Origin of the sequence: Streptomyces venezuelae, from assembly GCF_008642355.1 — a bacterium.
GTDB lineage: Bacteria > Actinomycetota > Actinomycetes > Streptomycetales > Streptomycetaceae > Streptomyces > Streptomyces venezuelae_B.
On sequence record NZ_CP029193.1, the window covers coordinates 2,879,262 to 2,892,961 of the forward strand.

A 13,700-nucleotide genomic window follows, 5' to 3' on the forward strand; every position below is an offset into this window, starting at 1 on the left:
CTCCTCGGCCAGGAGATCCACAACGCCAAGAGGGTGTCCGTTCTTCCCGGTCGCTGCATCCGTGCGTCTGCGCTAGCTGGATGATGAAGGAAAGGGTGGAGCGGTGTCAGCCGGATTTACCCAGTTAGATCTTGCATTTTCGGCGCGTTGGTTCCGCAACCGCGCTGCACCGGCTTGGAGTTCGCGGCGTCGCCGCGCGACCTCTTCCTTCATGAGGTCGTCGGTGCGGCTGCTGTGCCAGACGGTGCCCTCCCACTTGACGTATTGCGGTGTTTTCTCGCGCAGGAGGACGGGCTTGAGGTGGTTGTGGAACAGGAGGGTGCGGCCCTGGTTCCGGTTTATGCGGCTGTACCACTTCACGCTGTTCGCATGCCGCGCGGCCCGGCTGGCGTGGAGCGGAGAGAGCTTTCCGCGAACCTGCCCCGGCGTGTACGCCGTCAGCGGTGTCGAGGGTGGGCGCCAGGCATCCGCGATGGCCCAGTGCGCGACGGCGTCGCCGTTCTCCTTCTTGCTGTAGGGGTAGGTGACGCGCTTGCCGACCTCGGCGAAGAACCGGGCCTGCTCCGTGGCGGTGCCGCAGGCCATCTGCCGCCAGTGGGGAGAGGCAATCAGCGGTGCCAGGCCGACGACCTCAGGATAGATGGCGGCGAACAGCTTCGACGTGCTGTAGGACGTGTAGGACTTGGCGGCGTGGTCGTAGGGGATGAGGGCGTACGTCCGGCTGTCCCAGGTGTGCCAGACGTGGAAGTCCTCACCAGGCAGGCGGCCGTCGGCCCAGATGTGCGCGCAGATCATAAAGGCGGTCAGCACCGCGTCGTAGGCGGCTGCCCAGCCGTAGCGTCGCAGAAGGAGGTGGTGGCGGCGCTGGGCGTCGATGACTTCGGGCAGCTGGGCAAGGCCGACAGCGGGGTGGTCGATATCGGGCGGGCCGATCCAGGTGCCGTGCCGCAGGCAGACGTAGGTGTGGTGCGGCAGCAGCCTCACCACCCGGCCGCCCGGATGGCGGGCGTCACAGAGATGACAGCCGCTCTGCGTCGCATGGCGGAACATGGCCCAGTCCGGTGCCGCATCGCGCAGTTCGGGCAGGGCCCCGGCCAGAGCGTGAACGCTGCGGCCGGTAAGCGCGGCGAGCTGTTCTGGGATCGGGACGCGCCGGGCGGCGCCCTCCCGGTCCGGACGGGTGACCTGCATCCAGAGCGTTTGCGGGTCCATGCCGTGCAGGGTGGCCAGGCGGCTGATGTAAGAGACAGCGATCTCGTGCCGGGCCGGGGGAACCGGGTCGGGCAGGCGGGGCAGGAGCATCAGGCCACGCTCCGGCGCCGGCCCTTTGCGCCTGCCGGGGTGATCAACCGCTGGGTCTGCTCGGCGGCGAAGTCGAGGGGGACCAGCTCCAGCAGCTCCCTCGTGATGCGCTCGCTGCCGTCCTCGATGGCCAGCACGGCAGCGCCGCGGATGAGCTGGGAGAGGCTTCCGATCATGCCGCCGGTCCGGTGAAAGAGGTAGTCACTCATCTCCGTGAGCGTTCCGGGGGCGTGCTCGTGAAGGCGGAGCAAGGACTCCAGCGTGCCGACCAGGGCCCGCCAGGTCTCCTGGTCGGCGGCGGTGGCGTGGGAGAACGGGGCGGCGGGGATGACGACGAACCGTCCGGCGATCTGACGGCCGCGGGTGCCTGCGAAAAGGCCCTGCGTCTCGATGTCGATGCCCGCGTAGGCGAACGTGGCGGGCAGGCGTTCGGCGAAGTATTTCAACTGGTCGGAGGCTTCCGCGCCGGAGCGGGTAGCCAGGTTGAGGTTGTGCAGCTCGTCCACCAGGACGAGATCGACCCGGGTGTGGGCGGCGGTCGCGCAGACCGCGTCCACGATGTCGGTGAGGGTGACCCCCCGTTTGGGAAAGGGCAGGCCGAAGAAGCGTGCAAACTCCGTCGCGAGCATCTTCGGCGTCGCCGCCGGCGGGACGGTGACGTAGATGACCGGCAGGCGTGCCCCGTCGTGCGGATGACGCTTGCGCGTGGCTAGCTCGTGCGCGCGGCCCATCTGCGTGAGCGCGGTGGTCTTGCCCGTGCCGGAAGCACCGGAGAGGATCACGCCCCGGCGTGCGGAGACCTGGTGTCGGTTGAGCTGGATCAGCAGCCGTGCGGTGGCGATGACCTTGCGGATGGTCGGGGTGTTCACCATCGGCAGGTTCGCGTGATACTCCCGCCGCCATTCGTCCTCGCGGTCCCTTTCCGCTCCCGTCAGCGCGGCCCGCTCGGCGGCGCTGTGTAACTGCGGTGGGGTGCTCTCGTGTTCGACGTAGCGGCGCCAGCCCTCCTTGGAGGTCAGCGGACAATCCGGTGGCGTCGCATCGGGCAGGTCCGTCTGCGGCATCATCCGGGAGGAGGGGGTGCTCATAGCCACCTTTCGGCTTCGGCGTGGGCATCGAAGACCCCGAAGGGCACCACCTTCGCGGCCGGTGGCGCCGCCGAGGACTCCTGCTCGATCTCGGGGACGCTTTCGATCGCGGGGGCGGCAGTGGGAGCGGGCAGAGCGGCTGCCGCTCGGGTGCGGCCCAGGACACGGGCCGATTGCCGGTCCGGGCCGTGTTCGGCGCGCGTCAGCAGCGCGTCCAGGACACGGGCGACAGCCACTTCGTTGGTGTCGTCCAGGCCGGCCTCGGCTGCCAGGCGGCGGGCGTGCGCCCAGGTGAACTCGGCGAACGGCGCTGCCACCAGGGGAAGATGCACCCAAGGTGCGGTGACCCAGCCGCCTTCGGTGCGCACGAAGACCTGCGAGAGGTCGTAAGGGTCGTAGTGCACTTCCCAGAGACCGCGCCTGGCCGCATGGCCGGAGTGCTGGCGCCGGTAGGGCCCCAGCTCGGCGCTGTCGTAGGTGCGGTGCGCGATGCGGACGCCGTAGTCGTTGATCGCGCGCCAGGCCACCGGCAGCAGCTCCAGGTAGTCCTCCCCGCGCAAGACCAGAGGCAGGTAGCCGGCCGCCGCCACCAAGGAGGCGTACTTGTCGTTCGGCGAGATGGCCTTCCCCGGCCGGAACGGGTCGCGAAGGGCGTCGTGCGGCCTGGTCTGCCAGCCTGCCAGCACCCACTCATCCAGGAGATTCTGAAGTTCGGGGATCGTCCAGACCGCGGCCTGCTCAACCCGCTCGCCGCGGCGGCTCACGTCCCGGCCGGTGTAGCCGGCCAGGTGCTGGCAGAACAGGGTGTTGACCGCCGAGAACGTCGCCTCCACGATCGCCTTGTCCGTCGGCGTGCGCGGGCGTGTCCGCTGGACCGAGATGCCCAGGCGGGCGCAGGCGCGGATGAAGGTGTTGGAGATGAACACCTTGCCGCCGTCGATGACGACGGTGTCCGGCACGATCACCGGCTTGGCGGCGGCCTGGTCCATCCGCGCATCGACATCGAGGAGCTGGCGGTGCGGCATCCGCGAGGCCGTCATCCGCAGGCTCAGCGGCCAGCCCGGCCGCATCGGCTCCGGCACCAGCATCCTCGCCAGCAGCAGCGAGGCGTCCACCGCCTTGGTACTCACCGGCCGCAACACCGCCGCGCAGATAGTGCGGGTGGCGACATCGACCGCGATCGTCAATTCAGCGCGGGCCACGACCCCGGAGTCGAGGACCACCATGACGTCCAGCGGGGTGGAGTCGATCTGCACCTGTTCTCCGGGCCGGTCGGCGAACGTCGGCGTGAACGGGCCCGCCGGCCGGTTCGCCGTCTGCCGCCGGGTGGCCGCCGAGCCGAAGCTGTGCCGTCCCGTGGACAGGGCGTCGATGAGCTTGTAGAAGGTGTTCCGGCTCGGCAGCGGCACCACCCCTTCGCCGTGGGTGTCCTCCACCAGCTTCACCACCCGCCGGATCACCCTCGATCGCGTGCCCGTCGAAGCGTGCGTCTGGTCGTCCAGCACCTGCCGCACCGCGGCGACCAGCCGGGCGTCCGCCCGGCCCGTCGCCTCCGTCAGCCGCACCAGGCGTCCATCGACCAGCCCCCACACTCCCTGCTGCGCGTAGCGTGACCGCTTGGCCATCACCGTACGAAGGCTCACCCCCAGCTCGTCCGCCTTCGCCTGGGCCCGCTCCACCAACGGCCGGGCAGGGTCGTACTCGGGCTTCACCGGCGTTCCCGGCTCCGCCCCCGCAGGTAAGCCGGTCTCCACCTCCACCACGTGCCGTTCCCACTCCACGGCCGCCGCCCTCGCCGCCTCGGGCAGCGACTCCAGCAGCCCGGCCGGCTCCAGCGTGGGCAGCGACTCGGTGCCCGTCACCGAGAAGTCCGGCGCCGCCATCAAGTACGAGGCCAGCACCACCGACTCCTCACCACCCGACGACCGCAGCCGCACCGCCGTCCCCGCCAGAGCCACCACCTGGTGGTGGCCGTCATCGAAGGTGACCCAGTCCCCGACCCGCAGCACCGCACTCTCGCCGCCCGCCCTCACCGGACCATCCCCAGCGACACCAGCGAGTCGGCGTGCAACGGGACCGGCGCGTCCGCCGCCAGCTCGTGCGACCACAGCAGATGGAACAGCACCGGCAGCACCGCCACCGGCTCCCCCACAGCCAGGACACCGTCCATCAGCGGCATCGGCTCGACGAACGTCTCCAGCAGCCACGAGGCCACCGGCTCCACCCGGTGGCGAGGGTGGCGGTAGCCCGCCAGCCAGCGCACGTTCCGCACCAGCACCGGATCCGGCGCCCCCAGCAGACGAAACTCCCACCCCACCTGATCGCAAGCCGTCTTCGTCGCTTCGAACTTCGCCCAGTCCCTCGCTCTGCGGCGCTCGGCCGGGCGGCAGTCGATGACAACCGCCGATCCGTCGTCCCGGCGGGCGAAGTAGTCCGGCGCATGCGAGACCGGCTTGCCCTTCGCCGAGGACCAGAACAGCCAGAACGGCTGCGAGGAGATACCCACCACCGCCGGATCGAAGTCCAGCAGCATCACGTGGTCCCGCTCCAGCCAGGACTCGTACCCGATATGGCCGCCCGCCGTGGCGGACCACCACAGGCCCGGCAAATTCCGCTGGCCCCGGTACGACGTGAACGTCCGTACGGGCGCGACGTGCTCGAACCGTACGGCCCACGCATCTGCCAGCAAACGCCGCGACTCCGACCCGTCAGGGGCGACGTACGCCACCTCGAACCCGGCCGTCGGCGGCCCCGCAGACCCGCCCTCCAAGACCTCTAACGCATGCATCACGTACGACTAACCCCGGCCCTCGATGCAAGGTCACGCTGACCTATGCAAGATCGCATGCAGCTTAGAACTGACATCTGCAAGGTCAACCCGTACTAGACAGAGGGTGCGGGATTGTTTCCACGAGGGGCTTCGGAGGCGTGAAGATAATGTGAGACCCTACGTACGGCCCGATCAGGGAGCGCTCGCGTCCCCCGATCGCCGGGAATCAGCGATTCCCCCATGTGTCCCCCGCGTCCCGGGGGACAGCGCCCGGAAGCTGCGTTTACGCAGGTCAGCCCCCGTAGCTCAGCGGATAGAGCACGTGCCTTCTAAGCGCTTGGCCGCAGGTTCGAGTCCTGCCGGGGGCGCGCATGGCCCCTCACCTGCGGAAACGCGTGAGGGGTCTCTTCATGTCCGGCCGCGCAACGCGCTGAGAACAGTGGCTCTGGTCCCGAGCTACGGGCCGGCCGCTACCCGCCGTACAACTCCTCGATCTCCTCCGCGTACGCCTCCGTCACCGCATGCCGTTTGATCTTGAGGGAAGGGGTCAGCAGGCCGTTGTCCTCCGTGAACTCGCCGCCCACTATCGCGAATTTTCGGATCGACTCCGCCTTCGAGACCGCCTCGTTCGCGTAGTCCACCGCCCTTTGGACCTCCGCGATCATTTGCGGGTCGTGGGCCAGTTGGGCGAGCGGCGTGTCCGTCGGGCGCTTGCGTACCGTGAGCCAGTGGTTGACCGCTTCGGGGTCGAGGGTCACGAGGGCGGCCACGTAGGAGCGGTTGTCGCCCACGACTATGCACTGGCCTACCGGCGAGCGGCTGCGCAGTCTGTCCTCCAGGATCGCGGGCGAGACGTTCTTGCCGCCCGACGTCACGAGGATGTCCTTCTTGCGGCCGGTGATCGTGAGGTAGCCCTCGTCGTCCAGCGCGCCCAAGTCACCCGTCGCGAACCATTCGTCGGTCAGTACGGCGTCCGTCGCCTCCGGGTTGTTCCAGTACGAGCCGAAGACGATGCCGCCCTTGATCAGTACCTCTCCGTCGTCCGCGATGCGTATGGACGTGCCCGGCACTGGTAGGCCCACCGTCCCGGGGCGGGGCTTGAGGGGTGGGGTGATGGTGGCGGCGGCCGTCGTCTCGGTCAGGCCGTACCCCTCGTAGATGATGATCCCCGCGGCGTAGAAGAAGAGGTTCAGGTTGCGGTCCAAGGGGGAACCGCCGCTGATCGCGTACCGCAGGCGGCCGCCGACCTCCTTGCGGATGCGGCGGTAGACGAGGAGTTCGTAGAGCGCCCAGCCCGCGCGGAGGGCGAGTGACGGGCCCGGAGCGCTGCCGTCCAGGAACCTGCTCAGGTACGCCTCGCCGAAGCGCACCGCTGTCCGTTCGGCGCGGTCGAACGATGCGGCTCGGCCGATCTTCTCCGCCGTCGCGCGGCCCGTCTCGTGGATCTTCTCGAAGAGGTAGGGGACTCCGACGACGAAGGTGGGCTTGAACGCCCGGAGCTCCGGGCGCAGATCGTCCGGCTTGATGCTCGGGCAGTGGCCGAGCTCGATGCGCGCCATCATGCAGGCGATCTGGATGCTGCGGCCCAGGATGTGGGCGAGCGGCAGGAAGAGGAGCGTCGAGGCGACCTGGCCCGTGATCTCCTTGAAGACGGGGTGCAGCAGGTCGACGGTGTTCGCCGCCTCCGCGTGCAGGTTGCCGTGCGTCAGGACGCAGCCCTTTGGGCGGCCCGTGGTGCCCGAGGTGTAGCAGAGCGTCGCGATGGAGTCCGGGGTCAGCGCGGACCTGCGTTTCGTGACCTCCTCGTCCGACAGGTCGCGGCCGAGCGCGCCGAGTTCCGCCATCGCTCCGCTGTCGATGGTGCGGATGCGGAGCGCCGGTCCGTCAGGGGTGCGCGGGGCGGCCAACGCCTCCTCCGCCGTCCTCGCGTTCTCCGGCGTCTCGGCGATCAGGAACCGCGCGCCCGAGTCGCGGACGATCCACTCGATCTGCTCCGCCGACGACGTCGCGTAGATGGGGACGGTCTGGCCGCCCGCCGCCCAGATCGCGAAGTCCAGGACGGCCCACTCGTAGCGCGTACGGGACATGAGTGCGACGCGACCGCCCGGTTCCAGGCCGTCCGCGATCAGGCCCTTCGCCGTCTCCGTCACCTCGCGCGCGAAGGCCGCCGCGGTGACGGGGTACCACCGGCCGCCGCGCTTGCGCCGCAGGACCACGGTGTCGGGGGCCTCAACCGCGTTGGTGAAGGGGATGTCCGCGGTGCTGCCCGCGGTGGCCCGGGGCACGAGGGGTGCGGTACGTGCCTCGCGTACCGTGCCGTGCTGGTCCTTGACGAGTTCGACCTCGGCGCGTACCGCCAGGTCGCTGTGGCGCCGTGCCCTCTTCAGATCCTTGCGTACGCCCATGACGGCTCCCCGGCTTCCGGTTCCCAGCTGATGTGCAGGCGATCGGTGCGCGTACTTACTCGTGGGTCAACTTACTGGTACGTAAGGAAAATTCAAGGGGAGCGGACGGTCCGTTACGGTTGCGACGCCCCGCGGCGCGGGGCCGGACCGCCTCGTCGGCAGCCCCCTCACCCCGTCGCCGGCTTCCACGCCTCCCCCTCCAGCACCCGCCCCATCCCGACCCACACCATGTTCATCAGCCGCAGCGTCACGCCCTCCGGCGACTGGCCGGGGTGCCGGGCCATCCAGTCCGTCAGCGAGTCCGCCGCGCCCACCAGCGCGTGCGCCACGAAATCCGCGTCCTCGTCCGACAGTTGTGCCGCCGGGCCCGCCTCCGCGATGCCCGCGCGCACCAGCCCCGCCACCTCCGCCATCACCGCGACGCGGGCCTCGGCGACCGCCGCCGCGATGGCCTCGCTCAGCTCCGACGCCTGGCGGTGCAGCACCACCCAGCTGTCGCGGTGCTCGGCGACGAACGCGAAGAACGCGAGCAGGCCCGCGTACAGGCGGAGTTCGGGGGTCGCGCCGCCCGCCGTCGCCGCGCCCTGGAAGGCGCCGACCAGGCGGTCCGCCTCACGCCGCAGGCAGGTGAGGAAGAGGCCCTCCTTGGAGTCCAGGTACAGATAGACCATCGGCTTGGAGATGCCCGCCAGTTCGGCGATCTCGTCCACCGAAGCGCCGTGGTAGCCACGCTTGGCGAAGACCTGGACCGCCACGTCGACGATCTGCCGCTCCCGCTCACGGCGCGGCACTCGGCGCCTGCGCGGGGTTCTGGTCTCCCTCGACGCCGATGCGCTCCTCGGCTCCGGCGCGTCGTCGGATGTGCCGCTCGCCCTTGCGCTCACCCTTGTCAGCCTCCCTGGCGACGATTACCTTACCGCTTAGTAAGTTTACTGCAGAGTAAGGAGTTTGCCGTGGCCGACGACATCAGCAGGATCGCCGAACTCGACTTCGCCGGCGTCACGCCCGAGGAGTTCGCGCGGATCGTGAAAGGGCTCTCCGGCAAGCAGTTCACCGAGATCGCCGAGGACGGCACGCTGCGCGGCCGCATCCTCCAGGAGGTCTTCGGGCGGATGGAACGACAGTTCAAGCCCGAAGCGGCCGCTTCGGTGACCGCGCTCATCCGCTGGAAGATCACCGGCAGCGGCGGCAACGAGGACGTGGTGTACGAGACGGACATCGCCGACGGCACGTGCGTCGTGCGCGAAGGGCAGTCGGAGTCGAAGCCGCGGGTCACGCTGATCCTCGCCGACGCCGAGTTCCTCAAGCTGGTGTCCGGAAACGTCGGTCCCGTCGCGCTGTTCATGATGCGCAAGGTACGGGTCGTGGGTGATGTGGCGCTGGCGGCGGGGCTCACGCGGTACTTCGACATTCCCAAGGCCTGACGGCCCCGTCGGGCGAGGTCCGGCGGCCCCGTCACCGGGGTCCTGTGCCTGCGGCCCTCTCAAGCCGTCGTCGGCCCGCGCCGATGCAGTGATCATGACGACGTCCGCGTACACCTCCGTCCGTGACCCCGAAACCGTCGCCGCCGGGCCCCTTCCGGATGCGGGCGCGCCCGGCCGATGGCGGGCCCACGCCCGGCTCGTGGCCTGCCTGCTGCCCGCACTCGTCATCGGCTTCGCCGGCTTCCAGCGGCGCTGGATGTCCGACGACGGGCACATCTACGTCCGTACGGTCCGGCAGGTCCTCGCCGGCAACGGGCCCGTCTTCAACGCGGGCGAGCGCGCCGAGTCGTCCACCGGCACCCTGTGGCAGTGGCTGCTGGTGGCGGGCGGGGCGGTGGGGGCCGATGTGGCGACCGTGGCGATGTACGGGGGGCTGCTGTTCACCGTTGCCGGGTTCGCGCTGGCGGGGGTGGGGGCGGCGGTGCGGCCGCGGGGAGACGGCCGGGGCGGGCGCGGGCTCCTCGTGCCCTGCGGCGCCCTCGTCCTGCTCGCGCTCCCGCCCGTCTGGGACTTCGCCACCTCCGGCCTGGAGACCGGGCTCGCCACCTGCTGGATCGCGGGCGCCTGGCTCGCGCTCGTGGCGCGCCCCCGTTCGCTCGTGACCTGCGCCGTGCTCGGTCTCGGACCGCTCGTACGGCCCGACCTGGCGCTGGTGTCGGTCGTCTTCCTGGCAGCGCAGTGGGTGAGGGTACGGCCCTCGTGGCGCGGGGCGCTCGCCGGGGCCGGGGTCGCCGGGACGCTCCCGGTCGCGTACGAGATCTTCCGCATGGGGTACTACGGGCATCTGATGCCGCTGCCCGGCGTCACGAAGGAGGCGTCGCGGAGTCTCTGGGGGCGAGGGTTCGACTACCTCTGGGACTTCGCCGGGCCGTACGCGCTGTGGCTACCGGTGGCCGCGGTCACGACGGCGGTGCTGTACGCGGGGAGGTCCGGCGTACGGCGGGTACGCGGCCCCGGCGGCCCCGGCGCCCTGCGGGACATCGCCCCTGTCGTCGCTCCCCTCCTCGCCGGTGCCCTCTGCTGGCTCTACGTCATCAAGGTCGGCGGCGACTTCATGCACGGCCGGATGTTCCTGCCGGGGCTGCTCCTGATGCTGCTGCCCGTCTTCCTGGTGCCCCTCACGCGCGTGTGGGGCGTCGCCGCGCTGGTGGTCGGCGTGTGGGCCGTCGCGTGTGCGGGCGCGCTGCGGGTGCCGTACGAGGGGCGGATCGGCGCGGGCGGCATCGCGGACGAGCGAGGCGTGTACGTGCGTCAGAACGCCGCTCCGCACCCCCTCCACCACGACTTCGCGGGCCAGCCCGGAAACCGGGCGTACGGCGCGCTCGTACGGGAGGCGGCGCGGAGCGGCGCCCCGACCCTGCTCCTCGCGCAGACGCCCGTGGCGGGCGGGGCGCCAGGGGTGACAGGGGTCTACAACACGCTCGGCTTCAGCGGGTCCGTCGTTCCGCTCTCCGGCGCGGCTCTCGATCCCATCGGGCTCGCCTACCCCCTGGCCGCGCACTCCGAAGGCATCGTCAACGGCCGCGTGGGGCACGACAAGCGGCTGCCCGACGAGTGGATCGTCGCCGAGCGTGGCGCCGCCGACGTGCCCGAAGGTCTCGACCCCGAGCGCGTCGACGCCGCCCGCCGTGCCCTGCGCTGCGGGCCCCTCGCGGAGCTGCGGGCCGCCACCCGCGCGCCTCTGACGATGGGCCGTTTCTGGCGGAATCTGACGGGGGCGATGGAGCGCACGTCGTTCCGCTTCCCGAACGACCCGGTGCGGGCGGAACGACAGTTGTGCGGACGTTAGCCTGCGGCGAGGCGTGCCGCCTGGTCGATCGACGACGTCAGTTCGCGGACCTGCCTCGTGCGCGTCGGCAGCGCGTGGGCCCGCTCGGAAAGCTCCGCGAAGGACGGGGCGGCGGGGATCGGCGTGACGGGGGCCCGTGAGGCGGGGTTCGGCGTGGCGGGGTTCGGCGTGGTGGCGTGCGGCTCGGGGAGGTCCCGGTCCACGTGGCCGCCGGGCGGGGCGGCCGTGCGCAGGGCGTCCGCGAAGTACGCCGCGACCGCCGTGACCTGGAGGCCCGCGTCCGCCTCCCCGAGCGACCCGTCGAGGTCGGCCGTCCCGATGCGGCCCGACTCCTCGCGCGGCGCGCGGCTGCCCGGGTCGAGCCAGCGCACGCTCGCCGTGGCCAGCCGGCCGTCCGCCCCCGGCCTGGTCCGCACCGCGTACAGCGCCGTCACCGTGTGGCCGGGGCCGATCTCCCCGCCGTCCACGGAGTCGTCGCGGAAGTCGTCGTCGGCGACCTCCCTGTTGTTGTACCCGATGAGCCGGAACTGTTCGACCGTCTCCGGGTCGAAGGCCACCTGCGCCTTGGCGTCGCGGGCCCGCAGCTCGATGTGGGCGGGCAGTTGCTCGCAGAACACCTCGCGGGCTTCCGCTTCGTCCGACACGTACGTCGTGTGGCCGTCGCCCTTGTCGGCGAGCCGCTCCATCAAGGCGTCGCCGTAGTCGCTGCCGACACCGACGCCGAAGAGGGTGATGCCGTGCTCGCGGCGGGCGTCGGAGATGCGGCCCAGGATGCCGTCCGCGCTGGTCTCGCCCGTGTTGGCGAGGGCGTCGGAGAGCAGGACGACGCGGTTGGTCGCGCCTTCCTTCCTGCCGCGCACGGCCGTGTCGTAGCCGGTGGTGATGCCCGCTTCGAGGTTGGTGGACCGGGACGGCTCCAGCTCCGCGACGGCCCGGTGCACGCGCGTACGCCCCCCGACGTCCTCTCCATCGTCCCCGGCGCCCTCTCCCCTGCCCCCGCCGTCCCCGAGGCGCGTCATCGGCAGGACCGTCTCCGCCGTGTCGCTGAAGGTGACGAGGGCGACCGAGTCGTCGGGGCGCAGCCGGTCGGTCATGAGGCCGAGCGAACGCTTCACGAGATCGAGGCGGCCGGGTTCCGCCATGGAGCCCGACACGTCGATGACGAAGGTGAGGGCGGCGGGCGGCCGTTCGGTCTCGGCGGGTTCACCGCGGGTGGCGAGGCCGACCCGGACCAGCGACCAGCCGTCGTCGTCCGTACGGGCGCCGTCCACGCTCACGGAGAACCCGTCGCCGTCGGGCCTCGGGTAGTCCTGCCGGAAGCTGTTGACGAATTCCTCGGGACGGACCGTCGACGGATCGGGCAGGCGTCCTTCGGCGATTGTGCGGCGCGCGAAGCCGTACGAGGCGGTGTCGACGTCCAGGGCGAACGTGGAGAGGTGGTCGGGTGCGAACTCCCGCCGCTCGTCGTCGCCTTGGCCACCGGGGGGCGCGGCTCCGGTCCCGCCGTTCGGGAGGGCGGGCGCGGGCGCGGGCATCGGCGCGCTGTCACGCTTCTCGCCGCTGTCCCCGGTGGCCCGCTCCGCGCCGTCGCCCCCGCCGCTGCACCCGGCGAGCGCGACACCCCCCGCCACGGCTAGGGCAAGGATTCCCTGCCGCATCCGTCCGCTCCGCCGAGTCCCCATCCGGTCCCCCTCGCGTCGTCCGCTCACACGACTGTGACGCGGGAGGGCCTTCGAACGATCGCTCGGAACCGTTGCGGAAGCGTCTCGATGCGGCTACGGGCCAGGGGGAAGCCCCTCGGCCACCGGCCCGCCCCTCAGCCCGGCCGGACCAGGAACCGCTGGTCCGCCGCGCCGGAACACGGCTCCTCGATCGCCTCCGCGCCGACAGCGGTGTCGTCGTCGACGATGCCGATGCACCGGTCGCCGGCGGCCGGACGCAGCCGGAACGCCCCGTCGTCGGGTTCCAGGCGGAAGACGGTCGCGTGCTCGCAATCCTGGCGGGGTTCGAGCATGCCCTTGATCTGCTTCTCGCCCATGACCGCCAGGCAGCCCTTGCCCATCTCGGGGTGGTGCCACTGGATGCGGTAGAGGTCCTCTCCCCTCGGTTCGAGGTACGTGCGCGGCACGGGCGCCTTGGCGCAGCGGAGCTGCACGGCGACGGCGCTCTCGTAGGCTCCGGCACGGTCACGGCCGTCGGTCAGGCACAGGTCGGCCGTGCGGGCGGGGCGGATGGTGACCCAGCCGCCGGGGGCGGAGGCCGACGCCGTGGGCTCGTCCGAGTCGTCGGCGTCGTCGGCGAGCAGGCCCCAGGCGATGAGGGCCAGCATCGGGACGGCGAGTGCGGTCGCGGCCCCGGCGGCGGCGCCCTTGGCACGGCGCGACCGCGCCTTCGCGGCACGGGACCGTACGTCCCCCGCGTGGGACCGCGCCTCCCCCGCAGGGGACCGCACCTCCACGGGCGACGCCTTCACCCACGTCATATCGACGACGGCACCCCGATCCGCGGCGGGCCCCGCGGTCGGGCGCGCGGAAGCGATCCGGTCTCTCGCGGCGAGCCACGCGTCGGCCCGGTCCCCGTCCCCGCAGGCGTGCACGAACGCGGCGACGACTTCGGGGCGCGGAAGGCTCGTGCGGCGCAGCACGTCGGCGAGGGTGCTGCGTGCCAGGACGTCACCCCTGCAGGCGGCCCGCTCCTCCAACTCGCGATACGTCAGCCCCGAACGCTTCTTCAACTCCCGCATCGCCGCGATGAAACCGGCGACGTCCCGCGCCCGGTGCGGCGACACCTCTTCGTTCGACGGTAAGTCCCCCGAGTTCCCCATGCGCCACATCTTGCTGAGTCCCTGCCAAACGGACAACG

At 71.3% G+C, this 13,700-nt stretch carries 10 protein-coding genes and 1 tRNA gene; 3 read left to right on the plus strand and 8 right to left on the minus strand.

All coding sequences use genetic code 11. The annotated features are described in order from the left end of the window. Positions 1-72 precede the first annotated feature (72 nt). Genes DEJ47_RS13365 through DEJ47_RS13380 form a run of 4 tightly spaced genes read right to left on the minus strand, consistent with a single transcriptional unit; the run spans position 73 to position 5,178 of the window. Positions 73-1,302, minus strand: coding sequence for a TniQ family protein (locus tag DEJ47_RS13365; protein WP_150168078.1), 1,230 nt, complete (start codon positions 1,300-1,302; stop codon positions 73-75). Beyond that, positions 1,302-2,390 (minus strand): ATP-binding protein, encoded by a 1,089-nt coding sequence (locus DEJ47_RS13370; protein WP_223828343.1) that lies wholly within the window; start codon positions 2,388-2,390, stop codon positions 1,302-1,304. Before DEJ47_RS13370 ends, DEJ47_RS13365 begins: the two co-directional genes overlap by 1 nt. Next, positions 2,387-4,423: a Mu transposase C-terminal domain-containing protein gene (locus DEJ47_RS13375; protein ID WP_150168080.1), complete on the minus strand. Its 2,037-nt coding sequence runs from the start codon at positions 4,421-4,423 to the stop codon at positions 2,387-2,389. The genes DEJ47_RS13370 and DEJ47_RS13375 overlap by 4 nt, the downstream gene beginning before the upstream one ends. Next, positions 4,420-5,178 carry a TnsA-like heteromeric transposase endonuclease subunit gene (locus DEJ47_RS13380; protein WP_150175607.1) on the minus strand — a complete coding sequence of 253 codons (759 nt, stop codon included), beginning with the start codon at positions 5,176-5,178 and terminating at the stop codon, positions 4,420-4,422. Before DEJ47_RS13380 ends, DEJ47_RS13375 begins: the two co-directional genes overlap by 4 nt. Positions 5,179-5,455: 277 nt before the next feature. Here DEJ47_RS13380 and DEJ47_RS13390 point away from each other — a divergent pair. Next, positions 5,456-5,528 (plus strand) — tRNA-Arg (locus DEJ47_RS13390). Positions 5,529-5,630: 102 nt separating this feature from the next. Here DEJ47_RS13390 and DEJ47_RS13395 read toward each other — a convergent pair. Both DEJ47_RS13395 and DEJ47_RS13400 read right to left on the minus strand, forming a co-directional pair. Next, positions 5,631-7,565, minus strand: a complete 1,935-nt coding sequence (locus tag DEJ47_RS13395) for an AMP-dependent synthetase/ligase (protein ID WP_150168082.1) — start codon at positions 7,563-7,565, stop codon at positions 5,631-5,633. A gap of 167 nt (positions 7,566-7,732) precedes the next feature. After that, a complete protein-coding gene (locus tag DEJ47_RS13400; RefSeq protein ID WP_150175608.1) occupies positions 7,733-8,356 on the minus strand; it encodes a TetR/AcrR family transcriptional regulator in 624 nt (207 codons plus the stop codon). A gap of 162 nt (positions 8,357-8,518) precedes the next feature. Between DEJ47_RS13400 and DEJ47_RS13405 the strand changes: the two genes are divergently transcribed. Both DEJ47_RS13405 and DEJ47_RS13410 read left to right on the plus strand, forming a co-directional pair. Then, positions 8,519-8,989 carry an SCP2 sterol-binding domain-containing protein gene (locus DEJ47_RS13405; protein WP_150168085.1) on the plus strand — a complete coding sequence of 157 codons (471 nt, stop codon included), beginning with the start codon at positions 8,519-8,521 and terminating at the stop codon, positions 8,987-8,989. Positions 8,990-9,083: 94 nt separating this feature from the next. Then, positions 9,084-10,838, plus strand: a complete 1,755-nt coding sequence (locus DEJ47_RS13410) for a hypothetical protein (RefSeq protein ID WP_150168087.1) — start codon at positions 9,084-9,086, stop codon at positions 10,836-10,838. On the opposite strand, the gene DEJ47_RS13415 is transcribed toward DEJ47_RS13410, so the two are convergent. Together DEJ47_RS13415 and DEJ47_RS13420 are read right to left on the minus strand one after the other, a co-directional pair. Continuing rightward, positions 10,835-12,496 (minus strand): vWA domain-containing protein, encoded by a 1,662-nt coding sequence (locus tag DEJ47_RS13415; protein ID WP_223828345.1) that lies wholly within the window; start codon positions 12,494-12,496, stop codon positions 10,835-10,837. The two genes, DEJ47_RS13410 and DEJ47_RS13415, sit on opposite strands and share 4 nt — an antisense overlap. Positions 12,497-12,654: 158 nt before the next feature. Next, positions 12,655-13,662, minus strand: a complete 1,008-nt coding sequence (locus DEJ47_RS13420) for an XRE family transcriptional regulator (RefSeq protein ID WP_150168092.1) — start codon at positions 13,660-13,662, stop codon at positions 12,655-12,657. Between the last annotated feature and the right edge of the window lie 38 nt (positions 13,663-13,700).

Excerpts from the sequence above, each read along its gene's own strand:
- DEJ47_RS13415 (WP_223828345.1), bottom strand. The coding sequence starts at position 12,496 with ATGCGGCAGGGAATCCTTGCCCTAGCCGTGGCGGGGGGTGTCGCGCTC.
- DEJ47_RS13370 (WP_223828343.1), bottom strand. The coding sequence starts at position 2,390 with ATGAGCACCCCCTCCTCCCGGATGATGCCGCAGACGGACCTGCCCGAT.
- DEJ47_RS13365 (WP_150168078.1), bottom strand. The coding sequence starts at position 1,302 with ATGCTCCTGCCCCGCCTGCCCGACCCGGTTCCCCCGGCCCGGCACGAG.
- DEJ47_RS13410 (WP_150168087.1), top strand. The coding sequence starts at position 9,084 with ATGACGACGTCCGCGTACACCTCCGTCCGTGACCCCGAAACCGTCGCC.
- DEJ47_RS13380 (WP_150175607.1), bottom strand. The coding sequence starts at position 5,178 with ATGCATGCGTTAGAGGTCTTGGAGGGCGGGTCTGCGGGGCCGCCGACG.
- DEJ47_RS13420 (WP_150168092.1), bottom strand. The coding sequence starts at position 13,662 with ATGGGGAACTCGGGGGACTTACCGTCGAACGAAGAGGTGTCGCCGCAC.
- DEJ47_RS13395 (WP_150168082.1), bottom strand. The coding sequence starts at position 7,565 with ATGGGCGTACGCAAGGATCTGAAGAGGGCACGGCGCCACAGCGACCTG.